This is a genomic window from Ectobacillus ponti (assembly GCF_024294785.1).
Lineage (GTDB): Bacteria > Bacillota > Bacilli > Bacillales > Bacillaceae_G > Ectobacillus > Ectobacillus ponti.
On the sequence record NZ_JANCLT010000002.1, the window covers coordinates 461,683 to 484,387 of the forward strand.

At 52.2% G+C, this 22,705-nt stretch carries 20 protein-coding genes; 7 read left to right on the top strand and 13 right to left on the bottom strand.

The annotated features are described in order from the left end of the window. Nucleotides 1–77 precede the first annotated feature (77 nt). Complete coding sequence (locus NK662_RS05745; protein WP_254757942.1) at nucleotides 78–1,307, top strand: aminopeptidase; 1,230 nt, start codon at nucleotides 78–80, stop codon at nucleotides 1,305–1,307. A gap of 263 nt (nucleotides 1,308–1,570) precedes the next feature. Here NK662_RS05745 and NK662_RS05750 read toward each other — a convergent pair whose 3' ends face one another. The 6 genes from NK662_RS05750 to NK662_RS05775 all read right to left on the bottom strand — a co-directional run bounded on the left by NK662_RS05750 (nucleotide 1,571) and on the right by NK662_RS05775 (nucleotide 8,123). Next, complete coding sequence (locus tag NK662_RS05750; protein WP_254757943.1) at nucleotides 1,571–3,364, bottom strand: S8 family serine peptidase; 1,794 nt, start codon at nucleotides 3,362–3,364, stop codon at nucleotides 1,571–1,573. Nucleotides 3,365–3,502: 138 nt separating this feature from the next. Further along, the gene (locus tag NK662_RS05755; protein WP_254758040.1) at nucleotides 3,503–3,718 is read right to left on the bottom strand and encodes a YbdD/YjiX family protein; all 216 of its coding nucleotides are present in this window, start codon (nucleotides 3,716–3,718) and stop codon (nucleotides 3,503–3,505) included. Continuing rightward, the gene (locus tag NK662_RS05760; RefSeq protein ID WP_254757944.1) at nucleotides 3,699–5,777 is read right to left on the bottom strand and encodes a carbon starvation CstA family protein; all 2,079 of its coding nucleotides are present in this window, start codon (nucleotides 5,775–5,777) and stop codon (nucleotides 3,699–3,701) included. Before NK662_RS05760 ends, NK662_RS05755 begins: the two co-directional genes overlap by 20 nt. 141 nt (nucleotides 5,778–5,918) lie before the next feature. Then, entirely contained in the window at nucleotides 5,919–6,611 is a 693-nt protein-coding gene (locus tag NK662_RS05765; protein ID WP_254757945.1) for a LytR/AlgR family response regulator transcription factor, read from the bottom strand. Next, a complete protein-coding gene (locus tag NK662_RS05770) occupies nucleotides 6,608–6,835 on the bottom strand; it encodes a hypothetical protein (RefSeq protein WP_254757946.1) in 228 nt (75 codons plus the stop codon). The genes NK662_RS05765 and NK662_RS05770 overlap by 4 nt, the downstream gene beginning before the upstream one ends. 88 nt (nucleotides 6,836–6,923) lie before the next feature. Continuing rightward, nucleotides 6,924–8,123: an MFS transporter gene (locus NK662_RS05775; RefSeq protein ID WP_254757947.1), complete on the bottom strand. Its 1,200-nt coding sequence runs from the start codon at nucleotides 8,121–8,123 to the stop codon at nucleotides 6,924–6,926. A gap of 161 nt (nucleotides 8,124–8,284) precedes the next feature. On the opposite strand from NK662_RS05775, the gene NK662_RS05780 reads away from it, so the two are divergent. Beyond that, nucleotides 8,285–9,085, top strand: coding sequence for a P-loop NTPase family protein (locus NK662_RS05780; protein WP_254757948.1), 801 nt, complete (start codon nucleotides 8,285–8,287; stop codon nucleotides 9,083–9,085). A gap of 182 nt (nucleotides 9,086–9,267) precedes the next feature. Here NK662_RS05780 and NK662_RS05785 read toward each other — a convergent pair whose 3' ends face one another. From NK662_RS05785 to NK662_RS05795, 3 genes are all read right to left on the bottom strand, one after another. Then, nucleotides 9,268–10,023 (bottom strand): LolA-like protein, encoded by a 756-nt coding sequence (locus NK662_RS05785; RefSeq protein WP_254757949.1) that lies wholly within the window; start codon nucleotides 10,021–10,023, stop codon nucleotides 9,268–9,270. A 184-nt stretch (nucleotides 10,024–10,207) separates the two neighbouring features. Then, a complete protein-coding gene (locus tag NK662_RS05790; RefSeq protein WP_254757950.1) occupies nucleotides 10,208–10,957 on the bottom strand; it encodes a WecB/TagA/CpsF family glycosyltransferase in 750 nt (249 codons plus the stop codon). A gap of 27 nt (nucleotides 10,958–10,984) precedes the next feature. After that, the gene (locus NK662_RS05795; protein ID WP_254757951.1) at nucleotides 10,985–12,097 is read right to left on the bottom strand and encodes a glycosyltransferase family 4 protein; all 1,113 of its coding nucleotides are present in this window, start codon (nucleotides 12,095–12,097) and stop codon (nucleotides 10,985–10,987) included. A 478-nt stretch (nucleotides 12,098–12,575) separates the two neighbouring features. Here NK662_RS05795 and NK662_RS05800 point away from each other — a divergent pair, with 478 nt between their 5' ends. Continuing rightward, nucleotides 12,576–13,214, top strand: a complete 639-nt coding sequence (locus tag NK662_RS05800; protein ID WP_254757952.1) for a trimeric intracellular cation channel family protein — start codon at nucleotides 12,576–12,578, stop codon at nucleotides 13,212–13,214. Nucleotides 13,215–13,227: 13 nt separating this feature from the next. On the opposite strand, the gene NK662_RS05805 is transcribed toward NK662_RS05800, so the two are convergent. Then, on the bottom strand, nucleotides 13,228–14,394 hold the full coding sequence (locus NK662_RS05805) for a class I SAM-dependent methyltransferase (protein WP_254757953.1): 1,167 nt from the start codon (nucleotides 14,392–14,394) through the stop codon (nucleotides 13,228–13,230). Between the two features lie 200 nt (nucleotides 14,395–14,594). On the opposite strand from NK662_RS05805, the gene NK662_RS05810 reads away from it, so the two are divergent. The 4 genes from NK662_RS05810 (at nucleotide 14,595) to treR (ending at nucleotide 20,667) form a co-directional block, all read left to right on the top strand. Then, the gene (locus NK662_RS05810; RefSeq protein WP_254757954.1) at nucleotides 14,595–16,565 is read left to right on the top strand and encodes a methyl-accepting chemotaxis protein; all 1,971 of its coding nucleotides are present in this window, start codon (nucleotides 14,595–14,597) and stop codon (nucleotides 16,563–16,565) included. 186 nt (nucleotides 16,566–16,751) lie between these two features. Continuing rightward, a complete protein-coding gene (gene treP / locus NK662_RS05815) occupies nucleotides 16,752–18,203 on the top strand; it encodes a PTS system trehalose-specific EIIBC component (RefSeq protein ID WP_254757955.1) in 1,452 nt (483 codons plus the stop codon). A 70-nt stretch (nucleotides 18,204–18,273) separates the two neighbouring features. Next, nucleotides 18,274–19,938 (top strand): alpha,alpha-phosphotrehalase, encoded by a 1,665-nt coding sequence (treC, locus tag NK662_RS05820; RefSeq protein ID WP_254757956.1) that lies wholly within the window; start codon nucleotides 18,274–18,276, stop codon nucleotides 19,936–19,938. A gap of 12 nt (nucleotides 19,939–19,950) precedes the next feature. Beyond that, entirely contained in the window at nucleotides 19,951–20,667 is a 717-nt protein-coding gene (treR, locus tag NK662_RS05825) for a trehalose operon repressor (protein ID WP_254757957.1), read from the top strand. Nucleotides 20,668–20,694: 27 nt separating this feature from the next. Here the strand turns inward: treR and NK662_RS05830 are convergent, their stop codons facing one another. The 3 genes from NK662_RS05830 to NK662_RS05840 form a co-directional block, all read right to left on the bottom strand. Beyond that, nucleotides 20,695–21,486, bottom strand: a complete 792-nt coding sequence (locus tag NK662_RS05830) for a hypothetical protein (RefSeq protein WP_254757958.1) — start codon at nucleotides 21,484–21,486, stop codon at nucleotides 20,695–20,697. Nucleotides 21,487–21,750: 264 nt separating this feature from the next. After that, complete coding sequence (locus NK662_RS05835) at nucleotides 21,751–22,185, bottom strand: DUF2269 family protein (protein ID WP_254757959.1); 435 nt, start codon at nucleotides 22,183–22,185, stop codon at nucleotides 21,751–21,753. Then, nucleotides 22,175–22,513: an ASCH domain-containing protein gene (locus NK662_RS05840; protein ID WP_254757960.1), complete on the bottom strand. Its 339-nt coding sequence runs from the start codon at nucleotides 22,511–22,513 to the stop codon at nucleotides 22,175–22,177. Before NK662_RS05840 ends, NK662_RS05835 begins: the two co-directional genes overlap by 11 nt. Between the last annotated feature and the right edge of the window lie 192 nt (nucleotides 22,514–22,705).

Genomic DNA, 22,705 nt, shown 5'->3' on the forward strand with positions numbered 1-22,705 from the left:
ATCGGGTGGAGAGAATCGCACTTTCCCGGCTTTTTCGGTACAATGGAAATATCCTGTAAAGAAAGAAGGAGTCACATATGACATTCCAGCAACATTTAGAGAAATATGCCGCTCTCGCCGTTGAGGTTGGGCTCAATGTGCAGCCGGGTCAAACGGTGTTCATCAGCTCGCCGATTGCTGCCGTCGAATTGACAAGGCTGGCAGTAAAACGCGCATACGAAGTCGGCGCCAAGCAGGTGTATGTGGATTGGAGCGACGACATCGTCACGCGCTTGAAATATGATTTGGCGCCGGATGATGCTTTTCTGCAATTCCCATCCTGGGTCGTACATATGCGGGATACACTGGTTGAGGAAGGAGCTGCCTTCCTGTCCATCGTGGCCTCCAACCCCGATTTGCTGAAGGGTGTGGACAGCGCACGCATTGCCAGCTTCAATAAAACAGCGGGGCAAGCATTATCCGGCTTCCGCACCGCCATTCAGTCCAACAAGGTAAGCTGGACAGTCATTGCCGCCCCTTCACCGGAATGGGCAGCCAAGGTATTCCCTGACCAGCCGGCGGAGCAGCAGGTGGAGAGCCTCTGGAATGCCATTTTCGCGGCAACACGCGCTACACTGGACAATCCGGTCCAGGCTTGGAAGGAGCATAACGCTGCGTTGGAGAGCAAAGTGCAATATTTGAACAGTAAGCGCTATCAGGCACTGCATTACACCGCGCCCGGCACAGACCTGACAATTGAACTGCCAAAGCAGCATGTTTGGGTTGGCGGGGGCGGCGCCACAGCAAGCGGCACGCCGTTCGTAGCCAATATCCCGACGGAAGAAGTATTCACCATGCCGCTGAAAACCGGCGTGAACGGGTATGTATCCAGCACAAAGCCGCTCAACTACAGCGGCAACCTGATTGAAAACTTCAAGCTGACCTTCGAGAATGGACGCATTGTAGCCTATACAGCTGAAACCGGGGAAGAAACACTGAAGACACTGGTGGAAACAGACGAAGGCTCGCACTATCTGGGCGAAGTGGCGCTGGTGCCGCACCAGTCCCCCATCTCTGATACAAACATTATTTTCTACAACACACTCTTTGACGAGAATGCTTCTGCCCACCTGGCCATCGGCAGCGCCTATGCCTTCAACCTGGAAGGCGGAACAGCCATGTCCAAGGAAGAGCTGGAGCAGAACGGAGCCAACACGAGCCTGACCCATGTGGACTTCATGATTGGTTCTGCGGAGATGAACATTGATGGCGTGAAAGAGGATGGCACACGCGAGCCGCTGTTCCGCAACGGCAACTGGGCTGTGTGAAAATGAAAGCAGGGGCTGACCGGAGTCAGCCCCTCATGCTGTTGAAAAAGGTTGCAGCCACCAGAAATGCTACCCTTTCGCAGTATCCATCAAATCTGAAAGAATAACCATCAAATCCGCGAAACTAACCATCAAATCTGAGAAAATAACCATCAAATCCGAAAAAGTATCCGACAAACAGAACAAAAAGGCACGCTGCACGTCCATTGACAGATATATATTTCAGCAAGCTGAGGGGCTGACCGGAGTCAGCCCCTTTTCTGCTACTTGGATACTGCTTTCAATGGAACCTCCTGCGTGAAGGAGCGCTTTCCATCTGTAATCTTTACATAGACACGGTAAGTGCCCGGTTTGACAAAGCGCTGGCTGCTGTTCTTGCCTTCCCAATACACCGTTCCGCTGCCTGTGCCGCCCGGCTGCACCGCGAGTGTCCGGACGGTAGAACCGCTGCTGTCCTTCACAAGGATGGATGCAGTCATGGTGCTGTATTTTTGGAAGGAGATTTTAACCTTATTGACCCCGTTCATCAACAGCTGAGAAGCCGATAGCTTCAGTGATGGCGCAGGGGCTGCCACAGTCAATGCGCTGGACTTTGTCAGCGTCTGTTTCCCATTTGTCACCTTCAGGTTCACCTTATATTCACCGGGCTTGGCGTAGGTGCCGTCAGTCAGCTTTCCATCCCAGGAAGCCGCTATTTTTTCCGTTGTGACATGCTTGCTGAACAACGTACGCACCGTCTTCCCGGCAGCATCTGTCACATAGATGGCGGCATCCATAGAGCCATATGGCTGGAACGTGATGGAAGCGCTGCTTCTGCCGTCTGTAACCAGCCGACTTGTGGACACCGTGAAGCCAGTCAAAGGCGCAGGTGTCAGAGACACTGCCTTATAGGCATCAATCCGGCCTTCCCCGTAGTAAATATCGCGGCCCGCTGCTCCCAGGTCCAAAGCGGAAGCCTTCAGGCGGCTGTACACCTGCGAAGGAGTCAGGAACGGATTCCGTGACAGAACAAGGGCAGCCGTGCCGGACACCATAGGCGCTGCCATGGACGTGCCGGACATGCTGGCATATGCTCCCCCGGCGATGGTGGAGAATATTCCATCGCCAGGTGCGGCAAAATCAATGGTAGAGCCATAATTCGAGAAATATGCCAAACGGTCTGATGAGGTTACCGCACTCACACTGATGACATTGGACAGCGCTGCCGGATACATCGGCTGAGAGGTTTCTTCATTGCCCGCCGCAGCCACCACAACCACACCTTTGGAGGCCGCATATTGCACTGCCGAATTCATCAGGGAGCTGTACTCATAGCCGCCAAGGCTCATGTTAATGACATTGGCCCCATGGTCCGCCGCGTACATGATGGCGCTGGCCACTTCTGCGGCAGATGTATAGCCATCTTCATAAAACACGTTGATGGGCATGAGCTTAACACCAGGCGCGATGCCGACAATGCCCTTGCCGTCCCCCGCAGCGCCGACAATACCGGCCACGTGCGTCCCATGGTCATCCGCAGCCGGCAAAACAGCCGATTTGGACACAACATCATACGCTCCGGTGAATCTGCCGGCCAGGTCCGGATGATTTGTCTGTACGGCGCCATCAATCAGCGCAACCTTAATCTCGCTAGAGCCCTTTGTCACATCCCAAGCCTTTGGCAAATTCAATTTTGCAAGGTGCCATTGCTTTGCTGCGTATGGATCGGTGAACACATACATCTGCTTCAGCTTGTAGTTTGGTTCCACCTTCAGCACCTGCTCCTGCTGGACGAGGCGGGCAATCAATGCCGGTACGCTCTGGCCTCCTTTTATCTTTATAACCGAATAATTGTTTTTAGAGATATAATAAGCCTCTTGCATATTCCACTTTTGGAACACGGCTGCCCGTTGTGCCGGGGACACGTAAGCCTTCCACTGCACGACCAGCTCGTCCTTCTTATACTCACCTTGCTGGACAGTTTGGGTATCTCCGGCAGCCAAAGCTGTTGTGTGGAAGGAAGGAATAAGCAAGCCGGCAGACACGGTAAGTGCCATCATATATTTTGTCAGTTTCATAGCTGTCACTCCAACCTGAATCTATATTTCTTTCATTATAGCAGAAATATGATTGGAGTCACATGGCTGAACCTTCCCCACAACAGTAAAAATATGCATAAAAAGGAAGGCCCCCGATACGGGAGACCTTCCTTTTCCTCAGCAGCAGCGCGATACCTTGCCGCCCTTTGCCTCATAGCGGGATTCCTGGGCCTGGGCAAAAAATTGCTTTTCGCATAGAATGGGCTCATTCGGATACCGCTCCTTCATGTGAGCCACATACTTCTCATAGCTTGGCACCCCGACAAGCAGGCTGATGAATTCCTTCCGATGCTGCAGCAGCTTGCTCCACCAATTACGCATAGTTCCGCACATCGTTTTCTGTCTCACGCGGTACATATGGCTCTTCCTTCAGCGTCACCTTCTCGCCGCGCAATACCTGCATCCAAATCCGAATGGCAGAGAACAGAACCGCCAGCACCACGACCATGAAAATGGCGCAAAGCGCTGCATCCACGTAGTCATTGAAGATGATTTGCTTCATTTGCTCCACATTCTTTGCCGGTGCCAGCACTTTGCCGGCATCCAGCTGTCCCTGGAATTTCTTCGCATGGGACAGGAAGCCGATTTTCACATCAGCATGGAACAGCTTCTGCCAGCCGGCTACCATGGTGACAAGGAGAATCCATGTGGTCGGCAAGAGCGTGACCCACACATATGCCTTCTTGCCCATTTTGAATAGGATTGTGGTACCAAGCAGAAGCGCAATGCCTGCCAGCATCTGGTTGGCAATCCCAAACAACGGCCACAGCGTATTGATGCCGCCAAGCGGATCAATGACACCCTGATACAGGAAGTAGCCCCAGCCGGCCACGCAAATGGTGGTGGCCACAACGTTGGCAAAGGTAGAGTCTGTTCTTGCCATTGGCTTATAGAAGTTCCCAAGGATATCCTGAATCATAAAACGGCCGACGCGTGTGCCTGCATCAATCGTTGTCAGGATAAACAGCGCTTCAAACAGGATGGCGAAGTGATACCAGAATGCCATCAGTGCTTTGCCGCCAATCACCTTGGAGAAGATGAAGGCCATGCCGATTGCCAGTGTCGGCGCTCCGCCTGTACGGGACAGAATCGTCTGCTCGCCTACATCCTTCGCCAGCTGCGTCAAATTGTCCGGTGTGATGGTGAAGCCCCAGGAGGAAATCACCTTGGCTGCCTGCACGGCGTCTGTGCCAATCAAGGCCGCCGGGGCGTTAATTGCAAAATATGTGCCTGGTGTCAAAACGCATGCTGCAATCATCGCCATTGCCGCAACGAAGGATTCCGTCAGCATGGCGCCATATCCAATTGCGCGCGCATGGCTTTCGCGTTCCATCATCTTCGGTGTTGTACCGGAGGAGACGAGGGAGTGGAAGCCGGATACGGCTCCGCAGGCGATGGTAATGAACAGGAACGGGAACATGTTGCCCGCGAATACAGGGCCTGTTCCATCCACGAATTTAGAAACAGCCGGCATTTGCAAATCAGGCGCCACGACCAGGATGCCGATGGCCAAACCGACGATTGTACCGACCTTCAGGAACGTGCTCAGATAATCACGCGGCGCCAGCAGCAGCCAAACCGGCAGGGCGGATGCCACAAAGCCGTACGCAATCATCATAATGGCGATGGTTTCCCCTTTAAAGGTGAACAGCTTTGCCAAATCCGGCGTATTGGCTACATGCTGCCCTGCCATGAGAGACAGAATCAGCAGCACAATGCCGACCACGGAAGCTTCTCCGACCTTGCCCGGACGGATGTAGCGCATGTACACACCCATGAACAGGGCGATTGGAATCGTCGCAGCGATTGTGAACATGCCCCAAGGGCTGCCGACCAATGCTTTTACAACAACAAGCGCCAGTACGGCCAGCAGAATAATCATAATGCCCAAGATTCCAATCATCGCGATGAGACCTGTAACCGGCCCCATTTCCTCTTTAATGATTTCACCGAGCGACTTGCCGTTGCGGCGTGTAGAAGCAAATAAGATAACAAAATCCTGAACCGCACCTGCCAGCACAACCCCGGCGATGATCCAGATGGTTCCCGGCAGATAGCCCATTTGTGCCGCCAGAATCGGTCCCACCAGCGGGCCTGCGCCGGCAATTGCCGCAAAATGGTGGCCAAAGAGCACCCATTTGTTTGTCGGCACATAATCCTTTCCATCATTCATAATTTCAGACGGCGTTTTCCGGCTGTCATCGAGCTGAAACACCTTCTGCGCGATATACTTGCTGTAAAAGCGGTAGGCAACTGCATAGACAGAGACAGCCGCCACAAGCAGCCAAACTGCATTGATTGTTTCCCCCCGCTGCAAGGCGAGCACCCCGAATGCCCCTGCACCAACTGCAGAAATTGCACCCCAGAGCAAAATCGACTTGAACCCCTTCACTAAAATCCCCCCTAAGTATGCCTTACAGGGAATTATACTAAATGTTCAGAAAAGTTTAACTAATTTGTCCGTATCATGAAAATTTCATGCATTAAGCGGTTAGATAACCAGATTAACTTGTCACATTTAATATTCAATTTATTAGATTTCCAGACTGCTCCTCAATTTCTTCACATAATTCCGGCTGACTGGAATCGGCTCCTCCGGATAGCTCTCCAGATAGAGGTTATAGGTGCCATTGTAATACGGGCGCAGCTCCTTAATATACAGCAGATTCACCAGATAGCTCTTATGCACCCGCTGGAACTGGTACGGCGTCAGCTTTTCCTCCAGGTCATGCAGCGTGCAGGAGGAGACGTACTGCTGCTGTCTGGTGTAGATGGATACAGTCTTATTCTCTTTGTTCTTGCTCACATATACGATATCGCGCGGCTGCAGGTACAGAATCCCTTCATGGCCTTCGATGGAAAGCTTTCCACAGACGTTTGTCTGGCGCTTGGCCTCTCTTTCCATCAGGCTGCAGACGAATGACAGCTCATGCTCCGCAATTGGCAGCAGCAAAAAGTAAAAAGCGCGGTGCCGGAAGGCCTGCACAGCCTGCCGTTCCTCTGTTCCCATCAAAATCACTTGCGACTCATGCTGCCCCAGCAATTCCTTATCCTGTATCTGATCTATATTCATAAACAGAAAATCGGGCTGCACCTGCTTCATTCGCTTGGCTGCTTCCAGCATGTCCGCCGCTTCCCATACATCTGCCTTATTAAGCTCTTCCTTCAGGCCTTGCTTGAGCTGCTCCCGTTCTTCAGCTGCGTCGCTTACAAGTAAGATTCTCATTCCCCTTTACCACCTAATCCTTCTAAATTTCTCTGAGTTAGCATACCTATTCGACAAAGAATGACGAATTCCTTTCTTTGGTGCGGAAAGGTTTTGGTTCCAGGTACAGCAAAAAGTATCATTGTACCATTTTTATCATACCTCCCTCTTCCTGCCAACAAAATCCTGCTATTTATTTGAGCTTCTTCTGTTCTCTTGGTCAGTTCAACTCTTCTCTTGGTCACTTCAGTGGTTCTCCTCGTCAATCCAACAGACCCGCCTTCTCTTTATTTTCCAACAACAAAAAAACCCGGGCGGCACCCGGGTTTTCGTTCAGATCAGCTCCTGCTGCTTCGTTTCTTTTCCAAGAAGGAGGACAGCGAGGGCTCCGACAATGATTGTAATGGTAAAAATCGTGAAGATGGAGGAAATGGCATGCTTCTGCGCCACCAGATACCCGACGAAGAGCGGACCAAGAATGCCGCCGACCCGGCCAAAGGAAGCTGCCATCCCTGCTCCTGTGCCGCGCACGGCAGTCGGATACTGCTCCGGCGTGTACGCATAGAGGGCGCCCCATGCTCCCAGATTAAAGAAGGACAGCAGCGCACCCGATACCACCAACGCCGTTACCGTTTCCGCGCCGCCGAAGAAGTAAGCGCTGGCTGCTGTGCCCAGCAAATATGTAATGAGAACAAATTTCCGGCCGGCCCGTTCAATCAGCCAAGCCGCGGTAAAATAGCCCGGAAGCTGCGCCAGCGTCATGATGAGCGTATATTGGAAGCTCTTGATCATGCTGAAGCCCTTCAGCACCATCACGCTCGGCAGCCAGAGAAACATGCCGTAATAAGAGAATACCACGCAGAACCAAAGCACCCAAAGCATGACCGTCGGACGGGCATAAGGACCGGACCATACTGTCTGGATCTTCTCCCACGCGGATTGCTTCGCCTCCTGCGGCTGAAACCGCGGGGAATCCGGCAGGCTGAGGCGCAAGTACAAGGCATACACAGCAGGAATCGCGCTCAGCAGCATGGCTGTCTTCCAGCCGTAGCCCGGAATGACGAAATAGGCAATCAGCGCCGCGATGAGCCAGCCGCCAGCCCAGAAGCTTTCCAGCAGGACAACCACACGGCCGCGCTTGTGCGCTTCCACACTTTCAGATACAAGCGTGGAGGCCACCGGAAGCTCTCCGCCAAGGCCCGCCCCAATGATAAAGCGAAGCAGCAGAAACACAGTGAGTGTGGGAGCAAATGCGGACAGGCCGCTGCCGATCGAGAACAGCAATAAGGTAATAATGAAAACATGTTTCCGGCCGATCCGGTCGGCTAACAGGCCAAACAGCAGCGCTCCCACTGCCATTCCGATGGAGTTGACGCTGCCGATCCATCCCATTTGCTGGACCGTCAAATTCCAATCCTTCTGCAGGGCTGCGATCACGAAGGAAAGAAGTCCGACATCCATGGCATCAAACAGCCAGCCAAGCCCGGCAACCCCGAGCAGCCTGCGGTTGGACACAGGTGTCTCTTGCTTCATATAAACCACCATTCTTTCTATAATTTTCTTACATATAGCATTCTACACGCTGCTGTTGCAATCGTACAAGACTGTCTCTTTAGTATCCCTGTCCTGCCGCAGAAATATATATTTCCATTTTCTTCTTGCTGCGGTAAAGTAAAGTGCAAGGGGGAGAGATGATGAAGACAAAGCTTATACTTGTAGAAGGGCTGCCCGGCTTTGGCAAAACAACTACAGCCACCATAATAGAAGAAATTTTACAGAAGCAAGGGGTTCAGACAAAGCTGTTTCTGGAAGGGAACCTGGACCATCCGGCGGATTACGACGGATGTGCTTATTTCAAGCTCCATGAGCTGCCGGACATACTGAGAGAGCACGCACAGCAGGTGGAAGACGGCTGGGTCATTCCGTATCAAAAGCTGCGGGACAGGCTGCCAGACTCCCAGCTTGCGGACTTGTACGCCCGTGATATATACGAGCTGCCATTGGAGCTGAACCGCAGGCTGATCGCGGACCGCTGGCGCAGCTTTGCGGCGGCTGCCGCACAAGAGGATACGGTATACATTTTCGAATGCTGCTTCCTCCAAAATCCCATGACCGTCAGCATGATCAAGTATGGCGCAGCCTATGAGGAATCTCTCGCCTACGTACAAGAGCTGGAGCAGGCCATCCTGCCGCTGCAGCCGATGCTGGTTTACGTCAATCAGCAGGATTTGGAGAGCGCCTTCCGCAGAGCAGTGGCGGAACGGCCGCAGGCTTGGTCAGAGGGCTTTGCGCAATACTATACGCAGCAAGGCTTCGGACAGGAGCAGGGCTATGAAGGACTGGACGGCACACTTGCCGTTTTGGAGGAACGCCGCGCCCGGGAGCTCCGCATTCTTTCCCAGCTGCAGCTGGCATCCCGGCAATTAGACAACTCGCACCTGAACCGGCAAGCGTATAAGGAAGAGCTGACTGGCCTTTTGCAAGGACTCTGTTAAGCTTGGATGGCGATTTTCGCCATCCCTGCCGCATAAAAAAATCAAGCTGGAGCGCATCCCGCTTGATTTTTTTTAGTGTCGGCCGCCTTTTTGATGGTTTCCAGACGATGGGCAATCAGCTCCATAACGGATTTGCCCCTTCATCCATACACCCTTTTATTCAGAAGCTCGCATAGAATAGGCTACATGGACTGATAATCAGAAGGAGGCACGAGCTTTCCCTTGCTTTCATCCACAGGCCCATTAATGGTAATGGATTGCGTGCTGACGTATATCACAGGCTCGCCCTTTTGGTTATACTCCTCCATCCGCAGGACAATCCCTGTATCCTTATGAATCCAGACCTTTAACGTACTGGCGCCATCCCGCTTCTGCAATTCCTTACCGAGTTCGCCCTGTACGACGAATACAGGGAGGCCGAGTATACTCTCCTCTGAAACAACATCCCACTGGTCCTCATTTTTTAAAATGCCATTCACCATATCAGCAGCGCGGAGCGAAATCTGTTCTGCCTGAAGCAAGTCATCGGGGGTTTGTTCCACTATTTGCTGCTTGTATGCTTTCTTCTGATGATCCACCTGTATTACCGTCTCCTTGCCATCAAAAGCCACTTCCTCCGATGCCCCGTTTTCCTGTGTCGTCTTCTCATATAAAAAGGGGGTTCCCTTTGTCCGCAGCTCATATTGGGACATTGCCGCAAGGTTTAATCTCCTGTTTCCATATGCAACCGTCCCCTTTGCCGTATCAAAATACTGCAAGGAGTCCAGCATCTTTTTCTTTAATTCCTTCTTTGCTGAAAGCTTCTCAGCAGGCGTACAAAGCTCAGCCTGAGAAATGGCACCCTGACTACCCTGACTGCTCTTGCTGAATACCGCTGCCCCGCCTGCCGCCGCTATGCCCGCTGAAATGAGACAGATTAACAATGTCTTCTTCTTCATTCCCTTCTCCCCCTGCAGTCGGAATCCTGTTTTCTCTTCCTTTAATTATTCCAGTTCTATATATACAACACCTTTGTTCTTCATAGATATTTCAACGATTTTTTATCTAATTGATTTTCCCGGAGACCAAAAAGGGCTGCCCCGAAAGCTTGCCAAACGGCAGTCTTTCAGGGCAGCCCTTATGTCATCGAACCATTTTCCTCTCACGCAGCACATGCTGCAGAAACTCCAACAGCACAAGCTGGCGCCGCCAGCGGGACGGCGTCTTGCAAAGGCGGTAGAACCACTCCAGATGGATGGATTGGATCCACTTCGGCGCCCGCTTTGCCTCGCCGGCCCAAACGTCAAAGGAGCCGCCGACACCGACCGCAATCTTCGTCTGCAGGCGTTGCTTATGCGTCTGGATGAACTTCTCCTGGCGCGGGAACCCGAGGGCAACGAGCAGGATATCCGGCTTGGCCGCCGCAATCTTCTCCACAATCTGCTCCTCTTCGTCCGCACCGAAATAGCCATGCTGATGGCCGGCCACCTGCAGGGAAGGGTACAGTCTGCGCAGCTCCTTGGCCGCCCGCTCCACCACATGCGGCTTCGCTCCCAACAGAAACACAGACAGCTGCCGGCCCTGCTGCTCGGCCTGGGCAAACCAGCCGTTCATCAAATCAAAGCCGGACACCCGCTCCTGCAAAGGCTCCCCCAGCATGCCGCTTGCCTTGACAACCCCGATGCCGTCCGGCGTGATCAGGTCCGCCTGCAGCAGGTCATTCTGAAACGCACTGTCCTTGCGGGCGCACATCACAATCTCAGGGTTGGCCGTCACGACATGAAACGTTTGGCGCCGCTCCTGCTTCAGCTGCCCGAACAAATATTGAATGGTCTCCTCCATCGTCAGCGTGGAGAAGGGTACACCTAGAATATCAACCGTATGGACTTTCATCGTACGAAACCCTTTCCTTCTTCAAAGTTAAACGCGAACTGCATGCTGCAAGAGCTGCCGGTAAGCCTGATGCGTGTCCTCATACAGCTTTCGCAGGGAAAAACGGCGGGAGGCATACTCATGGATCCGCTGCCCCATCTCCTTCAGCTCCCCGCGCTGCCACTTGCTGTATGCCTGGCACAAAGCCTCAGCCAGTGCATCCGCATCATCAATCGGGACAATCCAGCCATAGGACGGATCCGGAATCAGCTTATGCATGTCCCCCACATTTGTCGCGATGAACGGCACCCGCTGATTGGCAGATTCGAGCAGCACCAGCGGGAAGCTTTCGCTCTGGGACGTCAGCAAGCTCAGGTCCGCCGAAGCATATAAGCGTTTCACATCCTTGCGGTAGCCCAGAAAGGATACAACAGAGGACAGGCCTCTTTTGCTTACCTCCTGCTTCAAATGCTGCTCAGCCGTCCCGTCGCCGACAAGCAGCACCTTCACATTCGGGATTCCGGCCTTTTGCAGCGCCTCAAACAGAATCTCATGCCGTTTGACCGGATGCAGACGGGCCACTTGAATTAAGGTAAAGGCTCCCGCTTCTATGCCCAGATTCAGCCGGCTGTAAGGGGCCGCCGGCTGCTGGTCATACTCAATCCCGTTGTACACCGTACGGATTTTCTCGGCCGGCACCCCGAGACGAAGGAGGTTCTCCTTAAATTGCTCTGTAATGGCAAAAAACAGATCCACCTTGCGGAAGGAACGCAAATGTAACCGTGTGAACAGCCAGCCCCGGACGCCGCACTCCATGAAATCGAGCAGCGGATCGCTATGGACGGTCGTAACCCACTTTGCGTGGATTCTATCTTTAATCAGAGATAAAAAGAAGTTTGCGCGCGCCCCATGTGTATGGATGATGTCAAAGCCGCGCTCATTAATGAATCTGGCCAACCGGGGCAGCACAGAGATGTCATAGCGGCTTGTCTGGGCAAACAGATGCACGGGCATCCCGGATTCACGGGCTTCCCTGGCAATGCTGCCCTCCTCGAACACAGCCATTTCAACCTCTTTGGCTGGAAACTGCAATAAGAGAGAAAGAATGTGTGTTTTTCCGCCGCCTTCTTCTGCTCCCGCATTCACATACAAAACCTTCATTTCTTCCCCTCCCAAACCGGTTATGGCTCTCCCTTTTCCCCTCTGCAAAGCGGAGTATCCGATTTTCTATTATCTCATTCTTATGTTCTGCATTCCTGGGTAAAAGCAATGACGCCATTATAAGTTAAATATTTCAATTAGTAGACCTTGAATTCAAATTATAACATAATTTACCAAGTGAAACGCATAAGATTTCTGTGCAGCTCAGCTCCCTTTTTCAAACGTTTTCTTTTAGTCTGTACAGCCTTTTTCCGCATGTGGCGAAACAAGGATTGTGAAATAGATAACTTTATTGTATAGTGTGCTGAGACAAAAAAACACACATGTTTTTTGATTGACAGCCCCTTCACGAAAAAAAGAGAGGGACAGTCCTCCCGGCTTTGCGGGCGTTGGCTGTCCTCTATCACATATGCATCAGCCATGCTAAAAACTAAAGGCTGTCCAACCTTTTTACAGAAAGAGAGAGGAATCAGAAGGAATGACGCTCATTACGATTTTCAGCTTTCTTGGCATTATTGCCGCTGCGGTTTCAGGGACACTTGTCGGCATGAAAAAACAGATGGACTTGTTCGGCCTTATTTTCCTGGCTGCCGCAACTTCACTTGGAGGCGGCGTCATCCGTGACATCATGATCGGCCACTTTCCTCCCGTTGTTTTCATTAAACCGATTTACTTCCTGGTCAGCACACTCGCCGCGCTGGTCACCTGCTTCTTCTATGAACGGATCACGAAGCTGCAGAATACCATCATGCTTTCCGACGCGGTCGGCCTTGGCGTATTCACGGCGATCGGCGCCAATGCGGCCGTCTCACAGGACCTGCTGAATGCCCCGTTCCTGGTCGTATCCATGGGCCTGCTGACAGGCATCGGCGGCGGCATTTTGCGTGATTTGTTCGCCAAGGATATTCCGTACGTGTTCCGGAAGGAGATTTATGCGATTGCCTCCATTTTAGGGGCCCTCAGCTTTTTGTTCACCTATGACAAGGTGCCGCACGTGCTGTCGTTTTATATTTGCTTGCTGGTGACCTTTGTGGTGCGCGTGGTTGCGGTCATGTACAATGTAAATTTCCCGGTTTTCAGAACAGAACAGCCAAAAGGACTGTCTCAGAAATCCTGAGCACAGTCCTTTTTTATATCCTTTCTGCCACCAGGGTGAAGGTCTTCGGCAGACCGATATCGTGCAGCTTATGATTCGGTTCCTCCTCCAGAATGCGGATTATCAGCCCCGACCCGGCAAATGCCGTCACCAGCTCCCCCATCGTCCATTTGCGCTGCAGCACCGCCTCTGTTTCCTCCGCGGCTACATGCTTGGAAAAGGCAACCTGCCGCTGCCGGAGCGACGGGTCAAAATAATTTCCGTCCACCTTATGCTTCTTGCCGGAAGAAGTGATCATTTTGACGGAGACCGGATGGAATTCGTGCAGCACGAAGCGCCCGCCCGGCTTCAGGAGCCTGTGAATGATTTGCGCCAGCGGCTGCAGGTCCAGGTAATAGTGGAGCACGCCCAGCTCCATCAGCACGAAATCTGCCGCTTCCGCCTCCAGATCAGCGGACAGCACATCCGAGACCACATAGGAAAGCTCCACTCCGGCATGCTTGGCCAGCTCCCCGGCGAACATGGCATTTTCCTGCGAGAAATCCACAACGGCCACATCCGCTCCCAACAAAGCCAATGCCACTGCCTTGATGCCGTGTGAACCCATAAGGTGAATCACCCGCTTGCCTTGTACATCCTTCATATATTTTAAAAAGGGATGCAGCCGCCATTCCGGATTTTGCTGAATCTTCTCCGCCACCACTGCCGGCTCACCATGCCGATTCAGCAGCGCTGCATAGTTGCTTGTGTTCCAGGCAGTTTCGTTCTGGGCTGTGATGGCCCGCTGCCGCTCTTGCAGGAAGGTGTGGATGGCCGAGCCGAATTCCGCATGTTCAGGGTAGTACAAGTACGAGTACAGAGACCGGCACCAAACCTCCCGCTCCTCTATCTGCACGGACACCCGGTATGGCTGCGTGCGCACCGTTGTATTGAACAGGCAAGCAATCACAACTGTCTCGCCCTCATACGAGAAGGAAAACGCTGCCTGCACCTTATCCCGTTTCACTTCGCCCGGAGCATACGGCTGAAAGATTTCATATGCCCGATCCATCACATCCCACTGCACGTCGATACGGATTTCCCCTACATCTATATGGTCTATTCCTTGTATGTATAAAGCGGCCGCACCCGTCACCTCGTAAGGGATGCTTTCATCCTCGAGGCGGGACGCGATGTCCGCAATGATAACCTGCTTTTTCATTTTCTACTCCTCCAAACAAACTTGGCATCCTAACATACTCAATCCTACTATTTTTGACGAAAAATCGAAAGTTAGTATGCGCATCCCCCGGTAATATCTGCCGGATGAACACAAACAGGGCAGAATGCAGTACAATGTTCACAGGATATATCTATTTATCTTTATGTTTAATTTTTAAAATTATTTCAAGGAGGATTCCCATGAGGCTCAAAAGGCTTTCTATACGCAATAAATTAATAGCCGGCTTCGCGTTGGTGCTGCTCCTGCCAAGCTTATTGATCGGCCTGCTTTCCTTCACGGAAGCCAAGCAGAAGCTGGAGGATGAGCTGCTGCAAAGCGCGGGAGAGAGCATTAAGCTGGCGCAGGCGGCTTTGGATAATGCAATCATGCCAAAGCTGCATGATGTTGATTATTTCTCCAATGTATTTTCTGCAGGCATGCTGAAGGAGGACAATGCTGCTGTTGTCCAGCAGAAGCTGGACCAGTATTTGAAGCTCCATCCGGATGTGTCCTCCATCTATGTCGGCACGGCGGACGGACGGCTCTTTGCTTCTCCGGCAAAATCCATGACTTCCGGCGCGTATGACCCGCGCAAGGAGGATTGGTACAAGGCAGCAAAGGAAAAGAACGGGAAAGCTGTATTGTCCAAGCCATTTCAGGCTGATGGCTCAGGCAATGCTTCTCTTTCCGTCATGCAGACCCTGGGTGACGGTTCCGGCGTCATCGCGGTGGATGTAAATCTCAGTGACGTGAAGAAAATTGCCGGCGATATCAAAATCGGCCGCAGCGGCTATGTAGTCATATTGGACACAGACAAGAAATTCTTGATTCATCCAACAGAGAAGCAGGGAACAGCAGCAGCCGGCACATGGGTTGACACATTGTTTGGCAGCGACTCCGGCAAATTCTCTTACACCTTCAATGGGGAAGACAAGAAAATGGTGTTCCTGACAAACAAGCTGACCGGCTGGAAGATTGCCGGCACCATGGCGCAGGCAGATGTGGACACAGCGGCACAGTCCATCCTCCGTATGACGCTGTTCGTCATTCTCGGTGCTGTCATCATCGGGGCAGCCATTGTGTACTTCATCATCCGTTCCATCGTGAAGCCATTGAACGAACTGGTGGCATCAGCAGGGCAGATCAGTGAAGGAAATCTGACAGAGACCATTCATGTCCATACAGATGATGAAATTGGCAAGCTGGCGGACAGCTTCAATACGATGACAACCTCTTTGCGCGATGTCATCAGCCAGCTCAGCAATTCCATTGAGCATGTGGCGGCTTCAGCAGAAGAGCTGACAGCCAGTGCGGAGCAGACAAGCATGGCCACAGAGTCCATTACCCAGTCCATCCAACAGGTGGCGGCCGGCTCTGAAGACCAGACAGAGCAGGTGGAGGCAAGCGCCCAGCTGTTAACCCAAATGAGCGAAGGCATCCAGCAGGTGGCGGACACCTTCGGCTCCATCTCCAGTTCCTCTGCTTATACAAAGGATAAGGCGGCGGCCGGGGGTGAAATGGTGGTGCAGACAGCCAAGCAAATGCACTCCATTCAGAGCTCTGTCCAGGAGTCTGACACCGCCATCCGCTCCCTTGGCCAGAAGTCAGAGCAGATTGGCGCCATTCTGGATGTCATCCGCAATATTGCCGACCAGACCAACATGCTGGCACTGAACGCGGCAATTGAAGCGGCCCGCGCCGGCGAGCATGGACGCGGCTTCGCTGTAGTGGCTGCTGAGGTGCGCAAGCTGGCTGAGCAGTCAGCCCAATCCTCCGGCCAGATTGCCGATCTGATTCAGGAAATCCAGCAGGGTATGGGGCACTCCATCGATGTGATGGGCGGCGTAAAAGCGGAGGTGCAATCCGGTATGCAGCTGGCGCAGGACACAGAGCAGAACTTCACCGAAATTTTGCAGCTGACAGAAGAAACAGCCCGGCATATCCAGGAAGTGGCGGCAACGACGCAGCAAATGTCCGCCAATGCCCAGCAGGTTACTGTATCAGTGAACGAGATTTCCCACATTGCGAAGGAAACCTCCGCAAGCACACAAGGCGTGGCGGCAGCTGCCGAGCAGCAGTCCGCAGCCATGGAAGAAATCAGTTCCTCTGCTTCGACGCTGTCCCTGATGGCGGAAGAGCTGCAGACAATCGTGCGCAAGTTCAAGATCTAAGAGAAAAGGAGGAGCTCTGCGGCTCCTCCTTTCCTTTGTTGTTGCTCCCGTATGAAAGACAGCTTCTTCATTGTTTCTGGATGTAAGCGCTCAAAAATAGTATTGACACACTTGTATATACAAGTTATGATGAGAACGTATTCATAACATGTATATACAAGCTGGCAAGAAAAGAGGAGGAGCCATATGAGCAAGTATCAAGGACCTGCACGTGACTTACTGAAGTATGTCGGCGGCAGCGAGAACATCTCAGTCGTTACACATTGTGTGACGAGAATGCGTTTTGTATTAAAGGATCCAAAGAAAGCAGATGTCGAAAACATTGATGCGCTGCCGCTTGTGAAGGGAACTTTCACACAAGCAGGCCAGTTCCAGGTTATTATCGGCAATGAGGTTTCTTCCTTCTATAATGAGTTCATTGCCATTGCGGGTGTGGGCGACACATCCAAGGAAGAGGCAAAGGAAGCAGCAAAGCAAAATATGAATGTGCTGCAGCGAATGATTGCCCACCTGGCGGACATTTTCACACCGCTGATTCCGGCAATTGTAGTCGGCGGTCTGATTCTCGGCTTCCGGAACATCATCGGCGACATTAAGCTGCTTGAGGACGGCACGAAAACAATTATTGAAGTATCCCAATTCTGGAAGGGTGTCCATTCCTTCCTGTGGCTGATCGGCGAAGCGATTTTCCACTTCCTTCCGGTCGGAATTACATGGGCTGTAGCGAGAAAAATGGGGGCAACTCAGATTCTCGGCATCGTACTTGGTATCACCCTTGTATCTCCGCAGCTGCTGAATGCATATGGTGTCGCGGGCGCGAAAGAAATTCCGTTCTGGGATTTCGGCTTTGCGAAGGTACAGATGATTGGCTATCAGGCGCAGGTCATTCCGGCTATTCTGGCTGGTCTCGTGCTGTCCTTCCTGGAGCTGCGTCTGCGTAAAATTGTTCCAAACTCCGTTTCCATGATTGTAGTTCCATTCCTGGCGCTCGTGCCGACTGTACTGATCGCGCACACAATCTTGGGACCGCTTGGCTGGAAAATCGGCTCTGTCGTTTCCACAGTTGTATATTCCGGTCTGACATCCTCCTTCGGATGGCTGTTCGCAGCAGTATTCGGCTTTGTGTACGCGCCGCTTGTTATTACAGGTCTGCACCATATGACAAATGCAATCGACCTGCAGCTGATGAGCCAGCTTGGCGGCACAAACCTGTGGCCGATGATTGCATTGTCCAACATTGCACAGGGCTCCGCGGTATTGGCAATGATCTATGTAAATAGAAAGAACGAAGAAGAGAAGCAGGTTTCCATCCCAGCGACCATCTCTTGCTACCTGGGAGTAACAGAACCGGCGATGTTCGGGATTAACCTAAAGTATGGCTATCCATTCTTGGCTGCGATGATCGGCTCCATGATTGCGGCAGTCATCTCTGTCGGCAACCATGTAATGGCGAATTCCATTGGTGTCGGCGGTCTGCCGGGCATTCTGTCCATCCAGCCGAAGTACATGGGAACATTCGCAATCGCAATGGTTGTTGCGATTGTGGTGCCAATCGTGTTGACACTTGCATTCGCAAAGGCAAATGTAGGCAAGATTTCCCTGAAGGGCAAGAAGGAAAATTCAGCTAAGGCAGCATAAGGCGGAAAGGGGACATGCGGATGTCTCCTTTTCCCGTTCCAACCTATCAATGAAGAAAGACGGTGTAAGCATGACACAACCATGGTGGAAGAAGGCAACAGTATATCAGATCTATCCGAAGAGCTTTAAGGATACAACCGGCAATGGGGTCGGCGATTTGCAGGGGATTCTGGAAAAGCTCGACTATCTGAAGGAGCTCGGTGTGGATGTGCTCTGGCTCACGCCAATCTATGCGTCGCCGCAGCGTGATAATGGATATGATATCAGCGATTATTACACAATTCATGAGGAGTACGGCACGATGGAGGACTTCGAGCGTCTGCTGGCGGAGACGCACAAGCGGGGCATGAAGCTCATCATGGATATTGTGGTGAATCATACATCCACTGAGCATGCATGGTTCCAGCAGGCTGCTTCCTCCAAGGAAAATGAGTATCGTGACTTTTACATCTGGAAGGATGGCAAGGAGCCGACCAATTGGCAGTCAAAGTTTGGCGGCTCAGCCTGGGAGTGGGATGAGGCATCCGGCCAATCTTACTTGCATCTGTTTGACGTGACACAAGCTGATTTGAACTGGGAGCATGAGCCTGTCCGCAAAGCGGTATATGAGATGATGAACTTCTGGCTCGACAAAGGAGTGGACGGCTTCCGCCTCGATGTCATCAATCTGATTTCGAAGGACCAGCGCTTCCTGAACGATACACCACCGGGAGATGGACGGAAATTTTACACGGATGGCCCGCGCATTCATGAGCTGCTGCAGGAGATGAATCAGGAGGTATTTGCCAAGCATGACATTATGACGGTGGGCGAGATGTCCTCCACTTCGATTGATAACTGCATCAAGTACACAGAGCCGAGCCGGCATGAGCTGAATATGACCTTCAGCTTCCATCATTTGAAGGTGGACTACCCAAACGGGGAGAAGTGGACGAAAGCGGACTTTGACTTCCTGCATCTGAAGAAGATTTTGTCCGACTGGCAGGTGGGTATGAACAAGGGCGGCGGCTGGAATGCGCTGTTCTGGTGCAACCACGATCAGCCGCGTGTCGTATCCCGCTTTGGCAATGACCGCGAATACCATGTGCAGTCCGCGAAAATGCTGGCGACCACCATTCATCTGATGCAGGGCACACCTTACATTTATCAGGGCGAGGAATTCGGCATGACGAACCCCGGCTTCCGGCAAATCACGGATTACCGGGATGTAGAGTCCTTAAATATGTTTGAACTGCTGAAGCAGCAGGGCAAGGAAGAAGCAGAGATTCTAGCGATTTTACAGCAAAAATCAAGAGACAACTCCCGCACCCCGGTGCAGTGGGATGCCTCGGCCCATGCCGGATTTACAGCTGGCATACCGTGGATTGATGTGGCGGCAAACTATCCATCCGTGAACGCGGCAAGCGCTCTGGCAGATTCCGGCTCTATTTTCTATCATTATCAGAAGCTCATTCAGCTGAGAAAGCAGTATGAGATTGTGACAGAAGGAAATTATGAATTGATATTGGGAGAACATAGTGATATTTTTGGATATGTACGAAGCACCGACACGGAAAAGCTGCTTGTGATCAATAACTTTAGGGGAAAAGAGACGCTGTTCGAGCTTCCCGCGCATGTAGAGGTTGACGGCTATCAAAGCGAGCTGCTGCTGTCCAACTATGCGGACACAGAAGCGAACGTCCGTCAATTGACCCTTCGTCCGTATGAGTCGGTGGTATTCTATCTAAAACGATAACTGGAGACTGCCATGACAACTAAGTATTTAACGATCCATAACGACATTGTCCATCAAATTGAAACCGGGGAACTGCAGCGGAATTCCCTGCTTCCTTCAGAGAATGAACTGAAGGATCGTTACAATACATCCAGGGAAACGATTCGAAAGGCGCTGAACCTGCTGGCGCAAAACGGCTACATTCAGAAGGTGCGCGGAAAGGGCTCCATTGTCATCAAAAGTGAGAAATTTAACTTTCCGGTATCCGGTCTTGTCAGCTTTAAGGAGTTAGCCGACAAGATGGGGCAAAAGCCGGTGACCATCGTCCATGGGCTGGATTTGTGGAAGCCGGATGAATATATCCGCCAGCAGCTGAACCTGTCTGTGAAGGACACGGTCTGGAAAATCAGCCGCATCCGGGAAATCGGCGGCGAGCGGATTATCCTGGATAAGGACTATCTGAGCACTAAGCACGTCCCGGAGATTACAGGGGACATTTGTGCGTCCTCCATTTATCAATATCTCGAGCAGGACCTGAAGCTGCCAATCAGCTTCGCGAAGAAGGAGATTGTAGTGGAGGAGCCGACCGATGAGGACCGCGCCCTGCTGGACTTGGATGGATTCTATAACATTGTTGTGATCAAGAGCTACGTCTACCTCGAAGACGCCAGCCTGTTTCAGTATACGGAATCCCGCCACCGGCCGGACAAGTTCCGCTTTGTCGACTTTGCAAGACGAAATCCTGTGTAGAACCCGCTGCGATGCGGGTTCTTCTTTTTATACATATGGTAAAATGAGCCCCTCCTGCAAGCGACGCTCCCACTCCAGCTCCCCGCACCAGTCCGGCTTCACCGTCCAGTCCTCCTCGACAGCCAGCATATGCGCCATCACCATGCAGGCTGTGACCGCATCCTTCCCGTCCTGCGGCAAATCCGCAAAATCACCGGGGATTTCGATCTGAAGTGTACCTTCCGCCTGAATATGATGGGCCAGCTCCTGCAGGGAGGCTGCCCGTTTTAAGCCAAAACGGGACCAGACTTGAGAGGGATACACCTCATACAGCCGGATTCTGCCCGGCTTCTGGTCAAAGGGATATACGGTAACACCTTGCTTTCGCAGATAGTGAAGCAGCTTAAAGGCACTGTAGACCATGCTGCGGAGGCCGGGATTATACTGCTTCAGCGGACTGTAGCTGTTCGCTGCCCCGTCAGCCGCCCGGCATTGGGGATGCAGCTGCTCCAAGCTGCATTTCACTTCATGGGACTGCGGGAAGGCCTCTTGCAGTCTCGCCAGAAAGTCCGCTCTTGTCTGCCCGGCTGTCCATGCCAGCAGCTCTTCCCAGCTGCCCGCACCAAGCGCTTCGAATGCAGCTTGCGGTAAGGAGAATGGGAAATCCATGCCCCATGCCCCTTCTGAATGGATGATGGCAGCGTACAGGTCCAGCCGGTCATCGCATTGCTGTACCCGCTGCACGCGCAGCACGTGCCCATCCAGCAGGCCCTCTGCGTAAAATAATCCCTTTGAGGCATCCTTGGCCCCGCTGAAATCACATCCGTACACCGTTTGCATGCTATATCTCCCTCATCTTCATTCACCTGATAAAATTGTTCTGCACAAGCTTCACAAGCGCATGAATGGCTTCTCCTTCATCGCATCCGTTTGCGCATATATCAATATGAGTCCCTTCCTCGGCCTGCAGCTGCACAGCAGACCTCGGTACTAGAAGCTTTATCAGACACTCTTTCAATTTTATCTATATATTTCCCGAATTCATCTACAACAGTTTCAAATGTATATACAAAAAGGGCTGACCTCAGTCAGCCCCTGTTCGTGTTACCAAAGCATTGGCTTTGTCACCATCAGCCAAAGCATGGTGAGCAACAATACAACATAAATCCAAACGGCGCGCAGCAGCTTGTCTACCAGCTGCTGCCTGTCCGCTCCAGGCGTCCCAAATTTACGGATGGTCGGCGAAAATGCCCGAGCGAGGAACAGCAGGGATGCCACTAAAATGATAATGGTCAGCAGCAGCCACGGCGTTGTCCACGGCCAGGACCCCAGCACCGCCAGCAGGATGCCGGCAACGACCAGCACATGTCCGGCATGCTTGGCCAGATATACAGCAAAGCGGAACGTGTCGAGATAAGCCTGCTCTGTCTGCTCATCTGCCTGCCGCAGCTTTTTAATCGTAGAAAACAAGAGAAAAAACGGGCCGATCGAGAGTACTGCACTTGTTACGTGAATATAGAGAAGAGCCTTATACAGCACGGAATTCGTGCACCCAGACTCTCATGTGCGGCAGCCACGGCATACCCGGATGGATGGACAGGATGGATTGCTTGTAGGCTTCCACGTTCTCAAAGCCCTCCTGCTGCGCATGCTCATCTGTCAATTCGCCCAGCGTCTGCGCGTATACGTTCTCCACAACAAACTGCTTGCCTTCCAATGTCATGACCTCGCCCACATCTGCATACCGGCCATTGCGGCGCGTCGCCGTCTTCTCTCCGGCCAGCACCTTCTGCACATCCTCCGGCATTGTGACCAAACGCTCGATTGTACATGTTTTTGGCGGCAAAGCTTGGTTGTTTACTGTCATCTTATGATTCCCCCTAATTTAAGTATATGAAAACTGTATCATACTTTGTGTTGGACTGAAAGCGAAGGAGCAGGACAAGAATTCTCCTGGTCTCTTAGCTTTCCGACAGTCGGGCAGCGTTTCCTGCAAATCAAAATGCCTTTTCTGCAATTCAGTTGATGTTTCCTACAATTTGATAGGATTCCCAACAGG

Excerpts from the sequence above, each read along its gene's own strand:
- NK662_RS05785 (WP_254757949.1), bottom strand. The coding sequence starts at position 10,023 with ATGAAGAAGAAGACATTGTTAATCTGTCTCATTTCAGCGGGCATAGCG.
- NK662_RS05830 (WP_254757958.1), bottom strand. The coding sequence starts at position 21,486 with ATGCAAACGGTGTACGGATGTGATTTCAGCGGGGCCAAGGATGCCTCA.
- NK662_RS05840 (WP_254757960.1), bottom strand. The coding sequence starts at position 22,513 with ATGACAGTAAACAACCAAGCTTTGCCGCCAAAAACATGTACAATCGAG.
- NK662_RS05790 (WP_254757950.1), bottom strand. The coding sequence starts at position 10,957 with ATGAAAGTCCATACGGTTGATATTCTAGGTGTACCCTTCTCCACGCTG.
- NK662_RS05765 (WP_254757945.1), bottom strand. The coding sequence starts at position 6,611 with ATGAGAATCTTACTTGTAAGCGACGCAGCTGAAGAACGGGAGCAGCTC.
- treR (WP_254757957.1), top strand. The coding sequence starts at position 19,951 with ATGACAACTAAGTATTTAACGATCCATAACGACATTGTCCATCAAATT.
- treP (WP_254757955.1), top strand. The coding sequence starts at position 16,752 with ATGAGCAAGTATCAAGGACCTGCACGTGACTTACTGAAGTATGTCGGC.
- NK662_RS05805 (WP_254757953.1), bottom strand. The coding sequence starts at position 14,394 with ATGAAAAAGCAGGTTATCATTGCGGACATCGCGTCCCGCCTCGAGGAT.
- NK662_RS05755 (WP_254758040.1), bottom strand. The coding sequence starts at position 3,718 with ATGTGCGGAACTATGCGTAATTGGTGGAGCAAGCTGCTGCAGCATCGG.
- NK662_RS05750 (WP_254757943.1), bottom strand. The coding sequence starts at position 3,364 with ATGAAACTGACAAAATATATGATGGCACTTACCGTGTCTGCCGGCTTG.
- NK662_RS05810 (WP_254757954.1), top strand. The coding sequence starts at position 14,595 with ATGAGGCTCAAAAGGCTTTCTATACGCAATAAATTAATAGCCGGCTTC.
- NK662_RS05775 (WP_254757947.1), bottom strand. The coding sequence starts at position 8,123 with ATGAAGCAAGAGACACCTGTGTCCAACCGCAGGCTGCTCGGGGTTGCC.
- NK662_RS05795 (WP_254757951.1), bottom strand. The coding sequence starts at position 12,097 with ATGAAGGTTTTGTATGTGAATGCGGGAGCAGAAGAAGGCGGCGGAAAA.
- treC (WP_254757956.1), top strand. The coding sequence starts at position 18,274 with ATGACACAACCATGGTGGAAGAAGGCAACAGTATATCAGATCTATCCG.
- NK662_RS05800 (WP_254757952.1), top strand. The coding sequence starts at position 12,576 with ATGACGCTCATTACGATTTTCAGCTTTCTTGGCATTATTGCCGCTGCG.
- NK662_RS05780 (WP_254757948.1), top strand. The coding sequence starts at position 8,285 with ATGAAGACAAAGCTTATACTTGTAGAAGGGCTGCCCGGCTTTGGCAAA.
- NK662_RS05745 (WP_254757942.1), top strand. The coding sequence starts at position 78 with ATGACATTCCAGCAACATTTAGAGAAATATGCCGCTCTCGCCGTTGAG.